Here is a 21796-nt window from a genome sequence, read left to right on the forward strand (position 1 = left end):
TTCTTGCACAATCGAATACTTGCTCACGTCAAATCACAGCGACAGATCAATCGCTTCCGAATTCTTCACGGGCGACTCTGTAACTGGTGACCCGAGCAACCGGTTACCCGGGTGTGGCCGCACAAACTTCTTTCGCTCGCAATCGTTCAATGTCGAAAATGGCTTGTCGACTTAGCGGAGATACGATTGCAGGAAATCGGCCCACCGTTCTCGGGCCACGAATTCAACCACGTGATCTCTATTAGACTTCAGGTAGCCTTGTTTGTAGGGGTCTGCATCAAAGTCGGAGCGAGTAGCCGGAAAGTAGATGGCAAGCCCATTCGACCCAGATCTCTCCGTGCTCCCTTTGGACGCATAATTGGAGAGCACGACTTGATTAGAAGCACTAAGTGCCGCTTGGGTGGTCTGACGCAATTGCGCATTGGATGTAAGATCTGCATAGAACTGCAAGAACGTAAAGAGATCGATCGACGTGTGTAGCCTTTCATCAGCTCCATATGTCGTTAATTTGGCTCGAGCGCCTTCAATCGATCTGCGTTCAACGCTCAGAGCGGGAAGTAATGAGTTCACCAATGCGGTGAGAGTCCCAGCTGCGGCCTGAGTTTTTTGAAGGTCGAGTACTGAGAGGGTACTGATATAGCGGTCTCCGTACCGAGCTTGGTACGCGGCGAGGACTGCGTTGGCGAGTTCAACACCGCTCATTTCCGGACGGGCCTTGAGGGCCTCTAAGAAATTAGCATAGTCCCAGCCCGGGCCAGGTTCCAGTTCCTCACTGCTGACCATTACGTCGGCGGCATTGCGCAGCCCATAGGCGGTCTCAAGCATCGACATAAGACACGCGTCGAATCCGATGACATCGACATGTCGGCTAAGACGACTTGCAAACTTGCCCAGGTTCTGTTGCACGTCGCTGTTGTAGAGCACATGGCCGGTATCCTCGTCGAACGATACAGACCTATATCCTCCGATCGGTGCGGTGCTGCGCGCAGCCTCTTTGAATTGCTTTGTTGTATCGTTATCGCTCGACCGGGGCGCTTCCGCTGACGATCGTCGGATGGATGGGTCGCGCGACGCCTGAAAGCGCCATCCTTGCCCGTGGTTCCAGATCACCAACATGTATTTTCGCGCTGGATACTTCTCCAATGTCCAACCAATGAAGTCGTCCAGCGCGATTGGTGAGCCCATATCCGAAAGAGTGGGCTTAGTTCGGAGGTCGACTATTGCAGACGCTGGAATAGGCTTTTGGTCTTTCGCGACCAAAAATCTTAGGACGCCTGACCAGTCCGGATTCACGCCACCATAGTGCGATTTTGGTCGTCCGAGTTGGACGACCAAATTAACCTTTGACGTACCGCCAACCTTTGCAATTTCAGCGAAGTTGTCGAGTGCATATGGTTCGAGATTATTTCTTGCCGTTCATGTAGACCATAATGGTCCACTCTGCCGTGTCTGCGAGCGCCACAGACACCGCGGTCGCGCCGAAAATAAACGCTGCTAGCACGCGTCTCAGAAAATAGCCCATCGGATGTGGCACTCCCCGTCTGCGATGTTCGATTGGCTGGGCTCTACCAAAGATGCCCCCTCCGACAAGTTCATTTGCACTCATAAGTCTTAGATTCCGCTCCGTTTTGAAACGGGTACGGCGCTGGTCCGTGGTTGCCAGTCCAGATTTCCTTTACTTTAATGCTCAAATCTTTCTGCTGTTCGAGATACGTCTTCATGTCGCTGTAGAACAAAAGCCAGAACTGATGACCCAAGCAGAACACGTCTTTTCGAAATATCGTCGTGGCAAGCCAGTTCTCGCCGTTGTCAGTTTTTCGATCAACGGCTTTCGAGTAAAAGGTCCAGGTGCCGTCTAGATTGTCCGTGAGCCCGAAGCCTCGATTGCCGGATACTGGGTGATCGCCACCCCTCTCTGACTGTACCGTTGAAAACACAAAGTCCGTTTTTGTTGCGCAGGTGACCTGGAGGTCACCATGCTTGTCCTTGATGTAGCGAGCCGCGGCTCCGAACGAAGTCGCCGGCCAAAGTGTATCGAGCCCGAAGGACATGAGCGCCTTTAGCGGCACATCCTGATTCCAGAGCTTTTCATTGGTTTTACGAATGGAATCATTCGCATCGTCCGATGCGGCGTACGCGCCGAAGCCAAAGTCCTTACTGGTGCCTTCCGCGAACGTGTTAAAGTTCAGCCGAAGTCTCTTGAACAGGCTTTCAACCGTCCCAGTTTTGGGTTGTGTGAAGTTAATGTAGTAGAAATCGATATTGACGAGTTTAGTATCTGCTGAAATCAACGGTAGGAATCTCTTGACGCCTTTTTGGGCAGTTGCGGCAGTGTTCTTGGCGAGATCCTTGAAATTATCGGGATTGCGGGAGTTCCTATCAGCTAGAGGCGCAAAGCAGGGAGCCGCTTCTGAAATCGTCGCGGCCATGGTGATCGCAAAAACAAGCAGCGCCGTGATGCTAGCCATACGATACGTCGTCATGTTCCCTCATGAAGTGGGAGCGAAGCTACATCAGATCCGAAGCGCATCTTCGTAATGCTCCACGCGACCTCGTTGCTATCAACAACTCCTTCGAAATATGCGTGATCACCGACCAAATATTTCCTCAGCGCAACTCGACGTCGTTCATGACCAGTAAGATTTCGGCTCACCCCGTTTCGGAATTGCGTCGAGTCGAACTCAAAACTGGTATAGCGATCATGGACGGGTCCGATCGTGACGTGGATTCGTCCCGACTGCTTGAACCATGCTAGCTGTTCTCCATGAAGTACGGCGCCGTATACCCACGCCGGCGTCTCCGAGAGCTGAGCTCCTTCATGCGCATGAGGTTGATGCCGGTACAGCGCAAATCCGCACCAACCCGCGAACCCGTCCGTTATGCCCACATCACAAAACCAAAGCCCGAAACCCGAATCCCACCGGACAGCGAAGCTCGCAACGGAAATCCGATCGTTTCTTGGATCAGGACTTCCCTCGGATCTTACCAGGTTGTCTCGGTAGATGAGCGGAGCGTTTCCCTCGAGACTGTTCGGCGGATAGAGAAGGTCGTCGAGTTGTAGCGCTCCCATTCCTGTCGGGATGCTAAAGTCTGACGCGCGAGGTAGGCGGTACGTAATCTCGAGCCGGGGGCGCTCGACCGGATCTTCGCCCCATTGTGTTACATACTTATTCAGCGATGCAACTGGTCCGTCATCCGCGAAACCGCTCCTGCACCCAACCGCGACGCGCTCCCCTGGCCCAGAAAGGAACCAAGGGCGTCTAATGTAAATCCGCAAAGCGTATGCCTTGCGTGACTTTCGGGCCTTTTCATCGCCGTGAACGATATCTCGCGCCAGTGGTACGAGATGGCTTACATCGGGACTTGAAAGTTTGACCGAAGCTGGCACATCTACGGAAAGCGAATCTGACCGAACTTCAAACTCGGTTGGATTGGCCCCCTTGAATTGAGACTTATAGCGGCTTGTGGCGACGGCGGTTACGGTCGCCCGCTTTCGCCGTCCATCTGCAAAGTTGAGAATGCAGGCGCGTGATGATTGTGGCGCCAGACCGTCTGGCGTGGTGGAGCCAAGGAATACCTTGTTCTCGGAGCATTGCAGATCAAACATGTCGTTTAATGCGTACGACCCTTGCCGCAGTGACCTTGCTATGTCCGGAAACGCGCTTCTGGCTGCCGCTCCCGGATGAGGTACAGCGAACTTATCAAAACCGATGCTCTTTGGCTTTGAAGAGGTGCGGCCGGCATTGGTTATGAACTTCTCGTGCTTCGGGTCATCGGTAATGTCGGACCAGGATGCATCGAGCCGTAGCTGTCCCGTCGAAGCTGCGTCGACATGCAAATACCCCGTGAGCTCTGCGGTCTCTTTATATCGTTCTCTCCGCGCCGCAAGTGTTGGATGAGTTTGTGTGCCTACGCGGCTTTCAGTGCTGATAAAACGCGGTGTAGCGAGAGGCTTCTTCGGACAATGTATCGCCCGAAGCTTGTGTTCCACAATAGTCGGCACGGGAGCCCAAGTAGCGTCTTGTGTGCCTCTCGACTGCCGCCCAGTCAATTGCATCGCTGATGCCGCGTAGGACGCCGTAGACATAATATCGCTCTTTGTAACGACCGGAATGAGCGATACTTCAATGTCCGAAGCCGGGGGCACCGTTATCTGGATGCGTCTGTGTTCGGAGACCGTCACTCGCGGAGTAGCGCCGGAGCTTGCAGTGAACACGATAGAAAGTGGTCGAAATTTCTCCCATTGTCCTGAAGGGCCAAAGCGCAATCGTTCCGCTGGAAATCGAAAGTGCTCAACAAGTTCACAGAAGGAGCCGTCGTGGTACATGAACTCGCGATTTAGCGCAGTAGCTTGCCCGTTGAGTAGCGTAATTTGGACAGAGATTTCATTGATCGACGGATCCAGATAGTATTGAGGTTTAGCGGGATGCTTGGCGAAGAATTTTGTAATGTCCGTAACAAATGCGCGGTGCGAATTGCGCGCCGGCTCATTTTGGTCAAGGAGAAAAACGCCATGATACCGTGCGGTGTCGCTATCGATGGGTGATGGAATCAGCCACACCGTCGACTGTGGGTGTTCCTCGGTTAGAAAGATCGGCCGGCCTTCAGCGCCGGGGCTAGTCGCTTTAGATCCAAGCGATACTAACTCACCTGGACGGAATGCGCGTGCTCTATAGAACGGACAATTCTGAACGAAGCTTGACCCGAGGGTCTCCAGATTTGGATCGCCGTCTGAAAGGCTGATGCCTCCAACGAACACATTTCGCATCCGCCATGGATAAACGCGCCCGAATCGGAGTGGCGTGGCGCCGGAGTAGCCCGTAACGCTTACCGTAAACGGCGGCGGCTCGGGAAATATGGGTTCCTTGTACACTCCGAGGAATTTTGCATAGTCTACGGCTTGTGCTGAGTTGAATCCAGTATATCGGGCGACTTCGGTGCTCGTAACCTTCTTTGTGGGATCGAACTGTTCCCGATCAAAGAAGTCCTCCAAGGTGCCTTGAATCTTTACGCCGCTGGCACGAAATCTGATTTCCTGACTTTGCTTGTGAACGCTCAGATACTTGCCACCCTTTCCATCTGAAAGATCGAGCCGGAAACCAACCCATAGATCCTCAAGGAACAGACATGGGAGCAATGTGCTGCGTTGAGTGCTGGCGAGGTCATCCGGTGTGACGAGATCTTCTGTGGGCGCAGAGATCGTAATACCGACCGCTTCCAGCTCGTTGCTACCGAAGTGATCGCCAGACAGCAGCTGCGGCGGTCGATCATCCCGGTTGCCGACCGATGTTGCAGCTCCGGGGGGCGAGGAATTCGAAAGGGAGTTGTTGGATTGGAGAATAGTAGCCTGGAAAGTCGCCGTCTCGGCGTTGATTGCGGTGCTCCGATAACGGGGGCTGCCCCCCGGCTCGTTGAGAAAGGCAAGGCCGCAGTTCGTCGTCGTAGCCTTGTTTACATCTTTGTAGCTGAGCGGATGTGTATGCTCCTTTCTGCGAAAGGCTGTTCGTTGTGTCGTGACGCCGGCGACCGTTGGATTGAGTGCTAGACCCGACGCACTCAGGACGATGACATAGTCCCCCTTAATGGGCTTCTGCGATTGAGCTCGCCACGGAGAGACTAATCCGCAGGCTCGAGCCAAGGCCTCATTCTTTAATGCCGCGTGGAGAGCGACATTTGGATCTTGGGACGAAACAGTCGTCTCTCCCGTCGCGGTCGCCTGGCGCAATTTTGTTTCGGGGGGGCTGCGTGTTGCCGACTGCGCAACCATCCTCTTCTGCATTTGTGCGACCGCCGTTCTCAAGCTTGAGAGCGCTGAAGCTGCCGCTGGCGTGGCGGGCATATTGCGCGCCGTTGCGGGAGCGAATACCGCGTCCACAAGCGACGCTTGTACGTATGCGTCGAGCCATTTTGCTTGTGCATAGGAACTCCGATCGAGCGACGGTGCATCAAGTGACATCGAACGGGAAAAGCCAAATCGGCGTGCGGCGCGTTCATGAAGATCCGTGCGCACGACAGTAAGGTCGTCGTGCATTTTAGCGACATCAAAGAAGTCGGCGGCTTGCAATTGATCAAATCGATTGTCGTGCGTTATCTGAGAAACCGTAACTTGGCCTTCTCGAAGGAGATAGTTAGCTAGATTTGCGCGCAGTATGTTAGGAGTATGACTGCCGATGTATGTGAGTGATACCGGGATGACGTCCGGAGTGTTTTCCGTAAGAGCAAATTTGCCAGCTCGCCATTTGTCGTATTCGAGCGCAAAGGCATTTAGCGACGGCGCATTGGGACCACTAAAGAACGGGTGGACCGCAATTGCACGAGCAATCTCGGTCGAGTCTAATGTTCCTGCTGAAAACTCGAGATTGCATACTAGTCTGGCAGTAAAGAGAGAGACAGCCGAGTTCGGATCGGCGCTGTCGAGCGGAATTAGGATGATATTGTAGGCAGCGGTCATGAATTACGTCCCTACCGATATCCCGCAAGTACCCGGCGAAATGCCGCGCGATGCGAACTGGAAAAAGTTGGTCCAAACGGCAAAATATCGTCGCTCATGCGGTCCCTCACACGACGGCGAGTAGGGGACGGGGCCTCTGCGTCTCGTCGCGTCAACTGAAGTCCCATTCGTGGTGCATCGATGTCACTGACCACCGCCACTCGGCTCGAACTGCGACGTGTTTCCTCGTGAGAGGCGGAAAATGAGTAAGATATTCGGACAAAACCAATCTTGATCGACACACTTACCGTGACAACGCCGCTGATTCGGTCACCCCCTGAACCAGAGTCAGAGGTAAGAGCAATGTAGATCAGGCCACAAAACTGAATGATCCCTGCTACCGAGAGATCGGCGGACGCCTTGATAAAGGCTCTCAGCTGAACGTTCGCGGACTGGCGGGCGTCGTCGCGCTCAAGCATGTAGAATATGCCGGCCGTTAACGAGGCTTGGCCTTTTGCTATGCCCCATTCGATGGGAACAAGCGCGCCGTACTCCATGCTCACTTCTACGAGGCGGCATCCTCGTGTTGTGGTTTCTAGGAGTGCGTACGCCTTCCCACCGTACCAAGGGGGAACATAAATGGTGAGAGGCTTTTCGCGCGAAGAGATACCGAACGCGACCGCGAGCACATCTCGCCCTATCAGCGGTATCGTGACTGCCCAGGAGAAAGCGAGATTAGTAATTTGAGCCGGACCCATGAAGAGCGGCATGTCGCCGCTGGCGGGGAAACGCAGTGTTTGGAAGATCCTGATCTTCGCGGGGCTGAGGTCCACATGAATGGCTTGGTCGTCGCCCAAGCCGCCGAAAATGCTCTGAAGTTGATTGATGAAGTCCAGCGGCGGAAGAAGCTTCACCGAGGCGACCTTCGTTGTGAAGCTCTTATGACCGTCCTCAGACATGTCAAAGGCGATCGCCGAAAACGCAATCTCGATGGCGCTAAAGATCTGGACTGAAAATGAACTCAACTCTGCCCGGGCCGAGATGCGCGGCTTTCCTGGCGAGAATTTGAAATCTGTAGCAGTAGTTGGGATTTGAGCTAAGCCCAGATCGATGCGTGATTTCGCGTCGATACTAATCTTGGTGTCGGCCTCTGGAATGAAGGCGACCGGACCGATATCGACCTTTTTGAATGCACGATTCGACCAGTTGAGCGTGGCTTCCATTCCCATTGAAACTGGCGAGCCTGATTGTTGCGGTCTTAGCTGCGCGATTGCGGAGATAACTTCGGAAAACGAGATGTTTTGAGGATCAGCGTTCAAGAGAGCCGTAAGCCACTCGATGCCGCTGAGCCGCACGTTCCAAACGAGTGGGGGCGCTGCTCCGTGGTCCTCGGCACCCAGCGCAGCCGGTGGCGCACCCGTATCCGAGGCCCCCGCCAATGCGATTTCCCGGAAGATGTCCATGAATCTAAGGCCAGGAATAATCTGCGCATCAGCGCCGAACAAATCGCCGAGCCGCAATCCGGCAGAGATTGCATTCGGCGGCGCGCGCACCGCAATCGCGGGGGCGGCGGCAAAGCCCATGAGCGTTCGTGCAGTAGCAAGGGCGGCATTTCGATCGACTTGGGTCCGAGACGCTTCGAATGGCTGGATGTCTAATTGTGATCGATTGGCCTTTGAGAAGGCCGCGAAGTCTAGCCGCTCATTGGCCTGCAGTCGCGACTTGACTGCTGCATAACCCAACCAACGCCCCTCATTGAAAGTTGCGTCGCCTAGAACCCCCTCTTTGCGGGTTAGGATGCTTGTGTGCGTGTCAGGGACGGAAAGGCCACCAACACCCTCCGCGGTGGAAGTACTACCGAATCGTATTTCGTTGTCGATGCCCGTGAACAGTTCTGTCGGAATCGGACTGGGATTTTTCGAAACCCCGTAGTACGTGTCGCGGATGTCATCAGCGACTTGATTTGGAGAACGAGGAGTGACTGCGCCAGCTTCACTCACCAGTGCCCGAGTTTCTAGCGTATAGAGATAGGGGGCCTGTGGATCCTCGAGCTGCGCCGTTACGTTCGAAAAATACTCCTCAGAGGGCGTGGTCGGTTCGGGATCCAGAAAATGTGGCGCTGTAAACCGAGTGTCGCGATACGTCACGACCGACGCTGACGGTTCGCCGGACAATTGCCCAGTGGATTGGATGCTCACCCGCAAGGTGCGCGCCCGTGGTCGGAACGGGGGGGTCACAATCGTGGATGGATTCAGATTGGGAATGTTTGCCCTTGTCCACTCAATCCAACTTACTCTTTGGGTAGTATCGCCAGTCCGCAAACCGTTCGCGAGCGCGACTAGGGAGCCGTTGTATTGAGCAAACCTCCCTGGTTGTAAGGCCCATGCCTTATCGACCACCCGCAACCCGTCTCCGGTTTGCGGAATAGTGAAGGCTGCATCAGCACCATTTGGAGGCGGCGTGGCGCAAGGGGAGTTTGCTTGCGTAGAATTCCATGAGTATCCAGGCTCCCAAATTAGTCCGTTTGCCAAGCGCGCTTTGTTATTTACGAAAAACATCGGCATTGCCGAGCGATGTTCCTCGCCATTCCAATCAACGCCGACGTGCTCGAAGGCAAAAGGCCGCCCTTTCACCATGGGTAGGAAGAAATCATATTCTCGATAGGTGGCGGGCCTTCCTGTGGCAGGGAGGTCCAATGGAGGAGATCGCCGCGTCGTAATCGAAATCGTCTTAAACGGAGTTTCGACGTGACCCACCGTCAGGGAATTTGGCTGTGGTATTTGAATGAATGCCTGTTGAATGATCGGCGCGACGTAATGGCCCCGCTCGTCTTTGGCGAAAACTCTCTCGGAAATGACAATCAATTCGCACGGGGTACCAAATGGGTAGAGGAAGCCCTCACTGACGACCTCCACGTGGTTGTCACGGCCCAAAGATGCGGAATGGACCCAACCTGACAACCCGCAGCCAGGAAAAGGATCCCACTTGCCTTCCAGTTGAAGCCAACCGCCGCGTGCGCTCAACCTTAGCTGAGTTGCAGCGACGGTCCGGCCCGGTGCGAAGCATGCGCTGACGCACACGTTTGCCTGTGGATACGAAAGCAGACCAGACTGTATCGGAGGCGGCCCCACGATCCCGGTGTACGGAAAGCGGCGTGAAAGGCTCGCAGCGATGTCCATGCGGTCGTAATCGCTCAGCGGCGTAGACTCGCTGGGGAACGCCTGCGTGGTAAAATTTTGGTATGTGGCAACGAAATTACCTTGTTCCACGCTACCGGATGCTCCGATCTTTTCGAATCCTCTGACGCTCAGAACCTCCATACGGACGGGCGCGGTACGCTGTTCCGCACGCTTATCCATCAACGCGGTCGTCCAAAGCTCGGTCCATGAGCCTGTAACGAGTGTGCGGCTGGGGTCACTAAACGTAAGTGGTGCCGGCTTGGTTGGGTCGAGCACCGGGGAAAGTTCAACGCCCCAAGGCATTTCGACGGTTGTCAAATATTGCAAAGCGCTATCGGGAATCTCCAGATCGTACGGTTGTCCAACACGGTCGAGATCAGGCAATACGAGCTCCAGATCGTGCCACGCGAGCAACTCCTCCAGCGTCAAGCTAAGGCGTTTCTTATGCGGCACGCGGAATACAAGCTTGCTCTGCGCGCTCGCTAGCAACTCAATCGACAGCAGACTGTTCTCATCAAAAACCGCGGGAATTTCTGCCACAGGCAACGCCTTTTCGGCGAAATGCTGTGGGCTCAACGTAAATATGAGAAATCGATCTTTAGCTCCCGAAATGGGAACTAAATGTCCGCTTCCGGTATCGCGATAACCAACAGCGCGCAAACTCAAAAAGAGCTCGTCGCGTTCACGACGGATGATGTATTCGGGCGGTTGGATCGCCGCAGGCGGCGATGGCAAGGCCGCAGCCAGCGCTTCTGTTGCGTTGAAAAATGGCGCCGAGCTTGGAAGCAGGACGCTATACTGAAGGAACGTACGTCGATTTAATAATGGGCCTTTGACAATATCTTTGGTCACGTGCGCAGCCCTCCCCTTCCTTAGCATGTGAGAAGGAAATAGGATTGCAAGCTATAATTGTAGAAAACCCACAGTAGAATGCGGTCGATCGGCGGCGGGCGCGGTGTTCGTCGCTGATGTCCTCGGCGGCATCGTTGGCTTCTCCGCGATGCAGACCGCGATGGTGCAACGGGCGCGCACGGGGGAGGGGCAGCACATCGATGTGGTTCTAGATGGACTGCATAATGAACCTTCTCCTCTAAGAGCTGCAGGAAGCGCAGTTGGCCCAGTGCGGGCCAGCGACGGCGATATTCTTATTGCGCCGGTGTCGGCACGCACTTTTCCGCGCTCCTCGGAGAGCTCCGCGATGCGATTCCGGCGTGTGTACTCGGCTTGTCCGCAACTGATGTCGGACGGGCGGCCGACGCAGGAGCCTTTGAAGAGGGTACGGCATGATGTGATGTCCTTCGCCAGAAATCGTGTCTGAAGCTGGTCAAGAAAATCGTATGGGAGAGTCGACGTGAGAGTGATGCATATTCTAGCCTTCGCCCTAGGATGGCGGTCGTCGCAGTGCCCGCCGCGGCAGCCAATCAAGCTCATCGCGCCGTATCCCGCCGGCGGTTCGACCGACATTACGGCACGTGCGTTGCAGGAGCCGATGGCAAAATCCTGGGCCAGCCGCTTATTATCGGTCGCCGCTCACAGCAAGCCCATCAGCAGCCCTCCTTGTCCTTATGGACAGTGACAGGGGCAGTGTGTGCGGGGAGGTCACTGATAAGTAGATACGCAACGGAGTCAGTTTAAGGACCGATAAGGTTTCGAGCAAAACGGAGCCAGTTCATCGACTGATAAGCTTTCATACGAAACCTTATCAGTTGAGGCTGGTCGTCGTTCCCTGCCGCAGGCGGCGCCGTTGATCGCCTTTCCCCATTCAGTGCGGTCGCTTGCGTAACCGGCAAGCTAGTGGGAAATCCAATGCGAGTTCAGATGCCCATTTTGCGCGTAGAGAGCTCGCCGTGATTTCGCGTGCTTGATCACACCCGTTCGGTGCCAAGACCAACTCGCTTCTTGGCCGCGTCGCGGCACTCGACCGCTTGTAGCTTCTCTCAACGAGCAAATTCGGCTTGTTTGGCTGCCGCGTCATAGATCGTGATCTGAATAGATGGAAATCGATCCTTTAGCTCGACGGCCGCTTTGCGCGCGCCTTCCCAGGTGGAGAAGATCGTCTTCGCGTGGCCATCCACAATGATCGCGAATCCTTCGAGCGGAAGGTTGTGCAAGCGCTGATGCATGTAATGAAGTCCCCCTCGACCGAGATTTGGTGTGAGTCGCGAACGGATTTCAAGCGTCGGAGCCGTCCGGCATTCTACGGTTCGAGTATAGGAAGCATCTGAGCTTGATCCAAGAGTCAGCGACATGGCGCCGAATTTGGTGATCCGTGTCGCGGCTCCGAGTGCGAGGCAAGCGGCTCAATGCGGCGTCGTATCCGGCGCCGTGTTCAACGGCGCTCCTCCGACCGAGATGAAATTACCCTGCGTGCGGATACGCCGACTAAGATCGGTGCTTTCGCCTATCATCTGCTTGACTTTTGCGCGGCGCAGAGAAATGGGGAACGAGAGGGCGACAAGGGAGACAGCGAGACCTGCTGCAAAGAACGAGGTTATTGGAAGAGCAGCCATGACTAGCGCGCACTGTCGATAATTGCGCCACCATCGGCAGTCAGGCTGGCCCCCGTTATGAATTGCGCATCCTTGCTCGCAAGGAACAGTACAACTGGTGCAACGTCATTTTCTGGCGATCCGTAGCGAGCCAGCGCGTTTGTCGGCGCAGGTATAGGCGCGGCGGCGTCCCACGTCGCCGCGAGTGGCAGGGCGTTGTTCACGGTGATCTTATCGGCCCCCCATTCACGCGCCGCCGTTCGGGTCAAAGCGCGGACTGCCTCCTTCGCCATGTTGTAGGGACCGTAACCGGGTAACCCGATAACCCCTGCCATTGAACCGAAATTGATGACGCGCCCTTCACCAGTTGCTTCAGATGAGGATAGCAAGCCTGCATGGTGCGAAGATAGGCGATTGGTCCCGTCTCGAAATTGCGCTGCAACTGCTCCGCCGAAAGCTCGATGATGGAAGATAGAGGCACGGACGGGTCAAACGCGTTGTTCACCAGAATGTCGATCCGACCATAGGCCGCGACCACTGTGCTCACTGCCGCCTCGATCTGCTCAGACTTGCTGATATCGCAAGCGACGCCAAGCGCGGAGCCCCCCGCCGCTTCGATCTCCGCAACGGCACCGTCTACATTTGCGGGCGTAAGCGAAAGGATCGCGACCTTCGCGCCTTCCGCCGCGAACAGCTTCGCGATGGCACGGCCAATGCCGCGTCCGGCCCCGGTGACGATTGCAACTTTTCCATCGAGTCGGTTCATGTTCATGTCCTTAGAAGGTCGTTGTGTTGGTAGATTTTCCCTCGCGTCAGAACAGCCCGTAAGGTGACGGTATTCCGCGAGCAGCGTTTTGCGTGATGAAGGAAGAGATGAGCAGCGCGAGACCGACGACTGCTGGTAACGCCTCGCCGGGCTTCCGCACGGCAGCGTGTGCCAAGCCTGCCAATAGCAGGTGAAAGAACATGCCCGCGTAAGCGAGATCGCTAAGCCCTACGTTGAGGCGCGAGAGAATTGCGGCCGGACCCAAGACCTTCACAGCAATCATGAGTGGCACGAGGTACGCAGGGTATCCGAGGTCGGCTAGGGCCTGCCGGACCCATTTTCCTTTCGTCAGGTACAGAAAGGCAGAGGACAGATACAGCAGGGTGAGAAGTCCCGTACTGATGCAGTAGGTGTAGATCGTAGTCATGTGGTCGTCATGATTGCTGGCGCGGCAGCAATTCCCGTCTGTTCGTGTTGGTGTGCGTTCCATGCGAAATTTGTGTGCGCTTTGCAGCGCGCATCGAAAATGCGGATTAAGATTGTTTTTTTCGCAAGTAGGATGAATAACTTGCGGTAAGTATGGAGAGCCAGACCATGAAAAACGCTGCGATAAACATGCATGATGAGATGCGCCGTGCGTTCGCATTGCTCTCCGGCAAGTGGAAGCTGGAGATCATGTGGCTGCTCAATCAGCGGGTCTATCGCTTCGGAGAACTACGAAAAGCGATCCCCGGCATCACGCAGCACATGCTCACAGCGCAACTTCGCGAACTCGAAGCAGATGGGCTCGTATCGCGCACGGTATTCGCGGAAGTGCCGCTTCGAGTTGAGTACAAGATCACACAAAAGGCACGCGGGCTCGGTCCTACTATGGAGGCGCTAACGGCCTGGTGGAAAGAGTATGGCAAGAGTGTGCCAGCAAAATCGAGCGGCCGTGGCCGCAAAGCCAAGGCTTGAATGTTGCAGCCAAGCGAGGGGTGCGGCCAAGGTCGCCGCCTCCGAAATTCCGCTCTGGGTCAAAATGCGAAGAACTCAAGTTGACCAAATCTGGTCCGCTCTGCCGCGATGAGCGGACCTCCGTCAGACGCGGCGCAGCTTCGCATATGGGCCAGAAACGGAATTGCTGGCGGCCGCCAACTGAGGCGGCCTTACTCGTCTCGGAGCCTCTTCTCGAAGTAGTCGTTCACGGTCTGGGCGAAGTCGTGTTGGGCACCGACGACCGCATCGCGCTGTTCCAGAACGTCCAATTGGATCAGCCGTAGGCCGCTCTTTCGGCCCTTCTCAAGCGTCGCTTCCCAGTACTCGTTGATGGCCCTCTCGGCTAACGGGATGTCGTTTGCATCGCCCTTGGCGATCAGTCGGCGCAAGATGCTCAGGCAGTCGTCCATGTGTCCCATGGGTTGAATATGCATCAGGATTCGAAATTAGGACACTGCGGGATTCAACTTAGGAAAGACCCGAAGGATGTTCTCTCCCCGGAGAACCGCGGTGTTTCAAAATCGGAACGGGCAGAACAAAACGAGCCACTATAAAAATCAAGCTAGGCACTGGGGGGCAAACAGGCGAAGGCCTCCTCATGAACCTATCGCGAGCCAGGCGCAGGCCGACATGCTGAAAGCTCTTCAACTTCGCTGTCGCTCAGCTCGTCGATTACTATGGTGGGACCGCTACCCAACCTCAGCGACTTTGGACATAGGGCTCCGTCACGAACCGTTCATCTTGTTGAGCGTCATCCAGAACAATTGGCTCTTTTGTTCGAGGCGGCTCACAAGGCAGAGTTCGTGCAGGATGAAGCGAGGCTTGGTGAAGGCGAGGAACGTCGTCGCCTGGCAAACCTCTCGGAGGACGTCGGTTCTGCCGGAGATCGCGACCTGCGCCGGCGGTTTTGATAAGGGACGGAAGGCGCGGGGCAACTTCGATCTGCTGACGAACGCAACCAGTTTCTAAATAGCGCCTCTCTAAACTATCCTCGCGCTCGTCTGCTAACTCGATGCGTTGCTCCAAGTGACTATTCACCCCTTTGTGCCACTTTTGGGCGGCTGGTGAGAGGGGAGGGCGAGTTGGTTTGGCTTTCCTCGGTTGTGGATTCGCGGGCATTTCAGCACCATATGCGCTCGGTCAGGACAGCGAAAGCTCGTATTCGAAGGCGAGCCGCCGATCGTAAGATCATTGCAAACACGGTTGAAAAGAACTTGCGAGATTCCGGCGGGGTCTCAACGAGCTGTTCGCTGCAATGGAGGCGGTGGGTCGAGTGATATGGCTTGGTCGCAAAGCTCATCAGTTGCCCTCCATAAGGCTCGATTCGAGGGGAAACGCGTGGGATAGGGCGATCACTTCCGATAAGGACAATTATCGGAATCAAATCTATCCTAAAGTGGAGTATTCCTCCATTAGTAAATGCGGTAAAGCCGAATATTTAATTCGGCGATCACCACGCATTAAAGGGTCTTGGCCGCCTGAAAGGGGCTGAACATTGTACCCAATTGGCATGACATGCCCGGCCGAAATACATCATCAAGCACTGGATTCGGCCGTCGTGGACGGTGCGCGGGCGAACGCTTCGTAGGCGAGCCGGCGACCCTCTTCACAGCGCGCTCAGATCATCGGGCTCTCGCCGAATTTGCGGATCACCTTGGGGTCTCCAAGTTGCCGCTCAAGGGGGCTCCGGTCCGCGAGAATGCCAGTGCGCCGACGTGCCCAAGCTTGCGTGAAAGCGCCTCCGCGCGGCTTCTCGGAACGGTTCGCGGTGTAAGGCCCGGCCGCCGGGCTACTCCTGCGCCCTGGGTACGCCTCGCCGCCACCGATGCGGGTGCAACGGTGCTCGCAATCGCGAACTCGGTTCGGCTTGTCGGATAGTCTCTTGCGAGAGGTCGAGCGCCTGGCCTTGCGAGCCGCCTCTAACTCCGCCGCCATAGCGGTTCAGTGTGGACTCTGGTCATCCGAAGAGTCTGTTTCGGCGCGGCGCTGCGCGGAAAGGCGAGCAACTGGCAGATGCCAGCCATGTCTGATCGCCATGAAGCGAAGGCCGAAACATAGAGCCGCTCCGCCCAAGGCCGAGATGCCATAGGAGAGCCCAAGCATATCGCCAACGACGACAGTGGATGCGCCCGCGAGCGCAGCAACGGCATACAGATCCGAACGCAGTACCTGTGGAATCTCGGCGAGAAGAACATCGCGCATCATGCCTCCGCCGATGCCAGTCAACATGCCCAGAAGGGCAGCCATGAGAGGGTTAAGTCCGAAATCGATCGCCTTCTGTGCCCCAGAGACGGCGAAGAGTGATAGTCCCCCTGCATCAAAAAGGAGGACCGGATTGCGCAGCTTGTCCACGCCGGCATACCAGAAGAAAGTGATGAGACCGGCCAAGACCGAAACGAGCAAGTATTGCCCATCTATCAAGGCGGCCGGCGGCACCGCGCCGATCAGCAGGTCGCGAGTAATCCCGCCGAAATTGCCGGCAACGAAGGAGAGAACGAGAATACCGAAAACATCGAGGCGACGATTGACCGCCGCGACCGCACCACTGATTGCAAAAACGAAAGTCCCAACCAGGTCGAGGATATGCACGAAGGTTTCAATGGCGATCATGCGGCTACCGCCCGCGGAAGCTGAAACATCGAATTGCAGGCCTCAAACGACTCCAAAAAAGCGCGCCTCGTAATCAGGAAGCGGGCGCGCAGCGGCAACGTGCCCGCAGCTTTTCGCGGACCTCCGACCAGACGAGGTCAGGGCGCACCGAGCCAGGCCAACGCGCCGACGACCAGCGCCTCGACGCCTGTTTCCAGGGTTGGATGCAAGACCGGCGCGAATTGCGGGCTGTGATTGACCGGCAGTTCATTCAGCTTGCCCGCCGCCTTGGCCTTGGCATAGATTTTTGGATCATTGCCGCCTACGAACCAGAACACTGAAGGCACTTGCCATGCGGTACCGAAGCAGCCGAAATCCTCGCTCGCCGGTGCTGGTCCGGTGTGCCTCACCCGATCGGCAGAAAAATAATCGCGGAATGCAGCGGCGATGCGGTTACTCGCAGTTTCGTCATTCACGTTGAGCGGGTAGCGATCGAGCGGCGTGATCTCCGGCTTGCGCGGGGCCCCCGAGGCTTCAGCCTCCGCATTGACGATCCGCTCGATCGCAGCAAGGACGTGCTTGCGCACGCCGGCGTCGAACGTCCGCACATTGAGTTTGATGACGGCGTCGTCCGGAATGACATTTTCTTTCGTGCCGGCTTGCAACACGCCTACGGTGACCACCGCCGCGTCGTTTGCGGCAACCTCGCGGGACACCACCGTCTGGAGCCGCAGCACGACGGATGCCGCCATGACGACGGGATCGATGCTTGCCTGCGGCATCGAGCCATGCGCACCGCGCCCGAACAGACGGATTTGCAGACTGTCCGCCGCGGACGTGATCGGTCCGGCGCTTCCGGCGACGGTGCCGGCCGGGCCGACCATGACATGCTGACCAAGCACGACATCGGGTGTGGGAAAGCGCTTGAGCAGGCCGTCGTTGATCATCGCCTGGGCGCCTTGCGCAGTTTCCTCGCCCGGCTGGAAGACGGCCATCAACGTGCCCTTCCATGCATCCCGGGCCTGTGACAGCAATGTCGTCGCGCCGACCAGCCAGGCCACATGCATGTCGTGGCCGCACATATGGCCCACCGGCACTACGCTCCCTTCGGCGTCCTTCGCCGTGACTTTGCTGGCATAGGCAAGGCCGGTGTTCTCCGCGATGGGCAGCGCATCCATGTCTGCGCGCAGCATCACTGTCGGCCCTTCGCCGTTGCGAAGCAGCCCAACCACACCCGTCTCGCCTATTCCTTCCGTTACCTCGAAGCCTGCTTTCCTGAGCCTTTCGGCGGCCATGCCGGCCGTTCGCCTCTCCTGCATCGACAGTTCGGGATGGGCATGGATGTCTTTGTAGAGAGTTTCAAGATGGGGCAGCAACCGACCTGTATCCGCCAGGACCGCGGAAGCTCTTTTGGGATGCATAGGCGCGACCATGAGGGGGCCTCTTATGATTCGCGATTCTCGAAAGTGGAACCGCGGGGACAGACAGCGATCATGATTGTAATCGCAGGCTGTGGGGGCAAGGCCGATTCCCGCAATCAACTGATCGTGTGACCTAAGCACCGGCTGGCACCCTCAGTTCAGATGACAAGCGGTTATCACAGGCAAATGATATGGGCGCTCGCCGCATCGCTGTTGACCGGGTCACCATTCGTCAAAACAGGAGAGTTCCATGACCAGACACAAGGTCGGCTATCTCATCGGCAGCCTCGCCAAAGAATCGATCAACCGCAAACTTGCCAAAGCGCTGGTGCGACTGGCGCCGCCCGAACTCGAAATGTCGGAAATCTCCTTCAAGGATCTTCCGCTCTATAGCTATGACTATGATGCCAACTATCCTCCAGTCGGCAAGGCATTCAAGGATGCCATTGCGGCTGTCGATGCGGTGCTGTTTGTCACCCCGGAATACAATCGCTCAATACCTGGGGGGCTGAAGAATGCGATCGATTGGGCGAGCCGCCCTTACGGCAGAAATTCATTTGCTCGGAAGCCGTCGGCAGTGATTGGTACGTCGCCAGGCGCGATCGGCACCGCTGTCGCCCAGCAGAATCTGCGCAGTGTGCTCAGTTTCTGCAATTCACCTCAGATGAACGCTCCGGAGGCCTACATCCAGTTCACGCCGGGCCTCATCACCGACGATGGGGAAGTCACGAACGATGGGACTGCCGAATTCTTGCGAAATTTCATGGTGGAATACCATGCCTTCATTGCCAGGGTCCGTTCGGTCTTGCCGAGAGACGCGTAGGCAACCGCTGTCGTCAGCGACATGAACACGAGGTCCTTTACGAACCTATAGTTGGAACCATCCGGAGAAATATGCGCGGCTTAGGGATGGCGGGATTGCTATTCTGGTTTCCGCCAAGTCGCTCTGCGTCGGCGGCCAAACTGCGGTCGAGTCGCACTGCGCGCGCTCACAGGATTGAGCGAAGAGCGGCCTTCGCCCCGTCGACCCGGCTCCGCGGTGTTATCATCCAACGCGCGGACCACGGGATCAGGGTGCGTCGTCCGAACGTACGATGCCGCCTTCGCCTTCTAAGCGAGCAATCTGCTTCACGTCCTGGCGGGTAAATTTCAGTCGTACGCCGGCTCCCATACCGTCATCCTCGCCGATAGCGACAACCCCGAACTTCTCAAAAGCGCGCCTGATAGCTTCGGCGTCGCTTTCTGAATGCAGCCAGGCGCTGCCGTTTGCCTCCATCAAAGTTATCGTTTCGACTGGAATTCCCGCAGCCCCAGCGAAAGCCTCCCGGCTGACTCCAGTTAATGCCCGCGCTGCCGCAACCAAGCGCCCTGTCATTTTAGTCTCGGAACCCATGTTCACGCCTCGTGGCTGGAATGGAAATGATGCCTCCTTCTGCTTTTTTGAACAAGTCGTAAACTCGGTCGCACTCGCGACTGCGACGCTAGGCCCGGCGGATCCCGGCAACTGCTGTCGCTAGTCAAGGCAAAGGGGGTAGCTTCTCTTGGAGAGCAAGCGCATCAGTGGCGGACAGCTCGGATCGATTCCGGTCGAAGTTGTGGTGAGGCGACCAAGTGTTCGGCTTCTTGAAAGCGCGGAAGAGCAGCTGACCGCCGGCCGTGTTAGCGCGTCTCTCGTTCAATGCCGCAGCAACATATCACCGGCTTTCTCACTTCAGCCAAAAGCGGATCCCGTAGCCAACTGCTGTCGCAGTGGCTACGCCGGCCATCCACAACACTGCGAACCAGAGCAGGCGCTTCCAAAGCGGATCATCGGTCAATGATAGCCCTCGTGACCGACCTTGCCCCGAAATATCCAGTATGAATAGGCAGTGTAGGCAAGGATGATTGGAATTAGAATGCCTGCTCCTACCAGCATGAAAAGGAGGCTAGACCCTGGCGCAGCCGCGTCGTGGATACTCACCCGACCTGGAACGATATTTGGAAAAATGCTTATGCCAAGCCCCCCCAAGCTCAGTGCGAATAATGCAAGCGCCAACACGAAGGGCAGACGTTCGTACCGCCGTCTCAGGCTCACCGCGAGCGCTACCGTTACGATAGCAACGAGCAGGGGAACTTGGGCGGTGAATAGCACGTTCGGCCAAGCAAACCAGTGTTCGTAGTATGCCTCTTCTAGGAATGGAGTAGCGAGACTGACAGCAGCAATGCAGACGATCGTTCCGATCCCGGATATCCGGGCATGCCGGAACGCGTGCTCCTGCAGCGACCCTTCCGTTTTCATGATCAGCCAGGTCGAGCCAAGCAGGGCATACCCCGTGATGAGACTGACACCGGTTAGAACGCTGAAGGGAGACAGCCAGTCCCACCAGCCGCCAGAATATTTGCGTCCCTCCACTGCAACGCCCTGTAGTAGCGCTCCTAGCGCGATGCCCTGCGCGAAGGTGGCCAGCATCGAACCGCCCGCGAAAGAGAAGTCCCACATCGTCTGATGACGAACGTCGCGCCAACGGAATTCAAATGCAACACCCCGAAAGATCAGCGCGAGCAGCATTGCAATGATGGGAGCATAGAGGGCCGGCATTATGATGGCGTATGCAAGTGGAAACGCGGCCAAAAGTCCACCGCCCCCAAGGACCAGCCACGTCTCGTTGCCATCCCATACCGGAGCTACCGAATTCATCGCCTGATCGCGGTGGCGACCTGGCTGGAGAAACGGGAACAGAATTCCAATTCCAAGATCAAACCCGTCTAATACGACGTAGGTAAAGATCGCAAAGGCGAGGATGAACGCCCAGAGTGTCGGAAGATACATGGTCACATCCCTTTTGCTCCGATCGCGCGGTCTGGATCTATCGCGGATGCTGGCGTTGTGCCTGCAGTGCGGATAGGCGCGTCGCCGCCTTCCAGGCCGGGTTCGGCCATTGCGGGCGCATGTGACATCAATCGCAGAATATACCAAGCTCCCACGGAGAACACCGCGAAATAAGTCACAATGAACGCGACCAGGGAGGAGGCAACGGCCGGCGCATCGAGCGGTGATACAGATTCGCCGGTTCGGAGAAGCCCGTACACGGTGTAAGGCTGCCGGCCGACTTCAGTGGTCACCCAACCTGCGATGACGGCCACGAAGCCAGCCGGGCCCATTGCGACAGCGCAACGCTGAAAATTCCGCCACTCATAAAGGCCCCCACGCATTCGGGCGAAAAGCGCAAACCCTCCTAGCGCTACCATCAATAGCCCGAGGCCGACCATGAGGCGAAATGACCAGAAGACGATCGCCACCGGCGGCCACTCCTCGCGGGTGACCGTTTTCAATCCCTCAATGGGGGCCGAAAAGCTGTGGTGCAAGATGAGAGAGCCGAGCTTTGGAACCGCCAATGGGTATCGCACTCTCGCTACATCCTGATCGGGAAGACCGAAAAGGTACAATGGGGCCCCATCTGAATAGCTTTCAAAATGGCCTTCGATGGCCATGATCTTTGTAGGTTGATGCTTGAGTGTGTTGAGACCATGGAAGTCACCCATAGCAGCTTGGATCGGAGCGACGACGACAACCATACCCATTGCCATCGAAAACATGACCCGCGCACCCGCATTGGTCGTGTCCCGCAGGAGGTGCCAAGCCCCCACTGCGCCTACGACCAATGCCGTTGTGAGGTAAGCGCCCAGTACAGTATGAATGAGGCGGTACGGAAAGGATGGACTAAAGATGATTTGCCACCAGTCCGCCGGTACGAACTGCCCCGAATTGTTGATTGCATGTCCGACGGGCGTCTGCATCCAGGAATTGGCGGCTATGATCCAGAACGCTGAGAAGAGTGTGCCGGTGGCGACGGCCAATGTAGCAACGAAGTGTAACCCTTTGCCGACGCTTTCAATTACCCACATTTCCAGCCGCTCCGATTTCGGCGCCGAGTTCGATATCGGTGAGTCTGGAGAGTCCGCGC

Annotated in this window: 14 protein-coding genes and 2 pseudogenes; 2 read left to right on the forward strand and 14 right to left on the reverse strand. The window is 56.5% G+C overall.

Features of this window, described 5'->3' with window-relative positions; translation table 11 throughout:
* Positions 1-171: 171 nt before the first annotated feature.
* From Q2941_RS44625 to Q2941_RS44655, 7 genes and pseudogenes are all read right to left on the reverse strand, one after another.
* Positions 172-1401: pseudogene (locus Q2941_RS44625) on the reverse strand (clostripain-related cysteine peptidase); the annotation flags it as partial.
* Between the two features lie 191 nt (positions 1402-1592).
* Positions 1593-2483, reverse strand: coding sequence for a hypothetical protein (locus Q2941_RS44630; RefSeq protein WP_458196564.1), 891 nt, complete (start codon positions 2481-2483; stop codon positions 1593-1595).
* A complete protein-coding gene (locus tag Q2941_RS44635) occupies positions 2480-6451 on the reverse strand; it encodes a hypothetical protein (RefSeq protein ID WP_458196565.1) in 3972 nt (1323 codons plus the stop codon). The genes Q2941_RS44630 and Q2941_RS44635 overlap by 4 nt, the downstream gene beginning before the upstream one ends.
* 11 nt (positions 6452-6462) lie before the next feature.
* The gene (locus Q2941_RS44640) at positions 6463-10461 is read right to left on the reverse strand and encodes a hypothetical protein (protein ID WP_458196566.1); all 3999 of its coding nucleotides are present in this window, start codon (positions 10459-10461) and stop codon (positions 6463-6465) included.
* Between the two features lie 1085 nt (positions 10462-11546).
* Positions 11547-11732 (reverse strand): hypothetical protein, encoded by a 186-nt coding sequence (locus Q2941_RS44645; RefSeq protein ID WP_458196567.1) that lies wholly within the window; start codon positions 11730-11732, stop codon positions 11547-11549.
* A 389-nt stretch (positions 11733-12121) separates the two neighbouring features.
* Positions 12122-12864 (reverse strand): annotated as a pseudogene (locus Q2941_RS44650) (SDR family NAD(P)-dependent oxidoreductase).
* 46 nt (positions 12865-12910) lie between these two features.
* Positions 12911-13291, reverse strand: coding sequence for a DoxX family protein (locus tag Q2941_RS44655; protein WP_458196568.1), 381 nt, complete (start codon positions 13289-13291; stop codon positions 12911-12913).
* Between the two features lie 152 nt (positions 13292-13443).
* On the opposite strand from Q2941_RS44655, the gene Q2941_RS44660 reads away from it, so the two are divergent.
* Positions 13444-13821, forward strand: a complete 378-nt coding sequence (locus Q2941_RS44660; protein WP_458196569.1) for a winged helix-turn-helix transcriptional regulator — start codon at positions 13444-13446, stop codon at positions 13819-13821.
* 191 nt (positions 13822-14012) lie between these two features.
* On the opposite strand, the gene Q2941_RS44665 is transcribed toward Q2941_RS44660, so the two are convergent.
* The 4 genes from Q2941_RS44665 to Q2941_RS44680 all read right to left on the reverse strand — a co-directional run bounded on the left by Q2941_RS44665 (position 14013) and on the right by Q2941_RS44680 (position 17807).
* Complete coding sequence (locus Q2941_RS44665) at positions 14013-14276, reverse strand: hypothetical protein (RefSeq protein WP_458196570.1); 264 nt, start codon at positions 14274-14276, stop codon at positions 14013-14015.
* A 291-nt stretch (positions 14277-14567) separates the two neighbouring features.
* A complete protein-coding gene (locus tag Q2941_RS44670) occupies positions 14568-14777 on the reverse strand; it encodes a hypothetical protein (protein ID WP_458196571.1) in 210 nt (69 codons plus the stop codon).
* Positions 14778-15783: 1006 nt separating this feature from the next.
* Positions 15784-16452: a trimeric intracellular cation channel family protein gene (locus Q2941_RS44675; protein WP_458196572.1), complete on the reverse strand. Its 669-nt coding sequence runs from the start codon at positions 16450-16452 to the stop codon at positions 15784-15786.
* Between the two features lie 137 nt (positions 16453-16589).
* Complete coding sequence (locus Q2941_RS44680) at positions 16590-17807, reverse strand: M20 family metallopeptidase (protein ID WP_458196573.1); 1218 nt, start codon at positions 17805-17807, stop codon at positions 16590-16592.
* Positions 17808-18102: 295 nt separating this feature from the next.
* Between Q2941_RS44680 and Q2941_RS44685 the strand changes: the two genes are divergently transcribed.
* The gene (locus tag Q2941_RS44685; protein ID WP_458196574.1) at positions 18103-18675 is read left to right on the forward strand and encodes an NADPH-dependent FMN reductase; all 573 of its coding nucleotides are present in this window, start codon (positions 18103-18105) and stop codon (positions 18673-18675) included.
* A 246-nt stretch (positions 18676-18921) separates the two neighbouring features.
* Here the strand turns inward: Q2941_RS44685 and Q2941_RS44690 are convergent, their stop codons facing one another.
* The 3 genes from Q2941_RS44690 to Q2941_RS44700 form a co-directional block, all read right to left on the reverse strand.
* Positions 18922-19245 (reverse strand): XRE family transcriptional regulator, encoded by a 324-nt coding sequence (locus Q2941_RS44690; RefSeq protein WP_458196575.1) that lies wholly within the window; start codon positions 19243-19245, stop codon positions 18922-18924.
* A 420-nt stretch (positions 19246-19665) separates the two neighbouring features.
* Positions 19666-20661, reverse strand: a complete 996-nt coding sequence (gene cydB / locus Q2941_RS44695) for a cytochrome d ubiquinol oxidase subunit II (protein ID WP_458196576.1) — start codon at positions 20659-20661, stop codon at positions 19666-19668.
* Positions 20662-20663: 2 nt separating this feature from the next.
* A partial coding sequence (locus Q2941_RS44700) for a cytochrome ubiquinol oxidase subunit I (RefSeq protein WP_458196577.1) occupies positions 20664-21796 on the reverse strand: 1133 nt, incomplete at its 5' end.

This window comes from Bradyrhizobium sp. UFLA05-153, from assembly GCF_054185185.1.

Bases quoted from the DNA above. Each gene is read 5' to 3' on its own strand.
- Q2941_RS44635 (WP_458196565.1), bottom strand. From the start codon at position 6,451: ATGACCGCTGCCTACAATATCATCCTAATTCCGCTCGACAGCGCCGAT.
- Q2941_RS44630 (WP_458196564.1), bottom strand. From the start codon at position 2,483: ATGACGACGTATCGTATGGCTAGCATCACGGCGCTGCTTGTTTTTGCG.
- Q2941_RS44675 (WP_458196572.1), bottom strand. From the start codon at position 16,452: ATGATCGCCATTGAAACCTTCGTGCATATCCTCGACCTGGTTGGGACT.
- Q2941_RS44660 (WP_458196569.1), top strand. From the start codon at position 13,444: ATGGAGAGCCAGACCATGAAAAACGCTGCGATAAACATGCATGATGAG.
- Q2941_RS44655 (WP_458196568.1), bottom strand. From the start codon at position 13,291: ATGACTACGATCTACACCTACTGCATCAGTACGGGACTTCTCACCCTG.
- Q2941_RS44665 (WP_458196570.1), bottom strand. From the start codon at position 14,276: ATGCATATTCAACCCATGGGACACATGGACGACTGCCTGAGCATCTTG.
- Q2941_RS44690 (WP_458196575.1), bottom strand. From the start codon at position 19,245: ATGGGTTCCGAGACTAAAATGACAGGGCGCTTGGTTGCGGCAGCGCGG.
- Q2941_RS44645 (WP_458196567.1), bottom strand. From the start codon at position 11,732: ATGCATCAGCGCTTGCACAACCTTCCGCTCGAAGGATTCGCGATCATT.
- cydB (WP_458196576.1), bottom strand. From the start codon at position 20,661: ATGTATCTTCCGACACTCTGGGCGTTCATCCTCGCCTTTGCGATCTTT.
- Q2941_RS44685 (WP_458196574.1), top strand. From the start codon at position 18,103: ATGACCAGACACAAGGTCGGCTATCTCATCGGCAGCCTCGCCAAAGAA.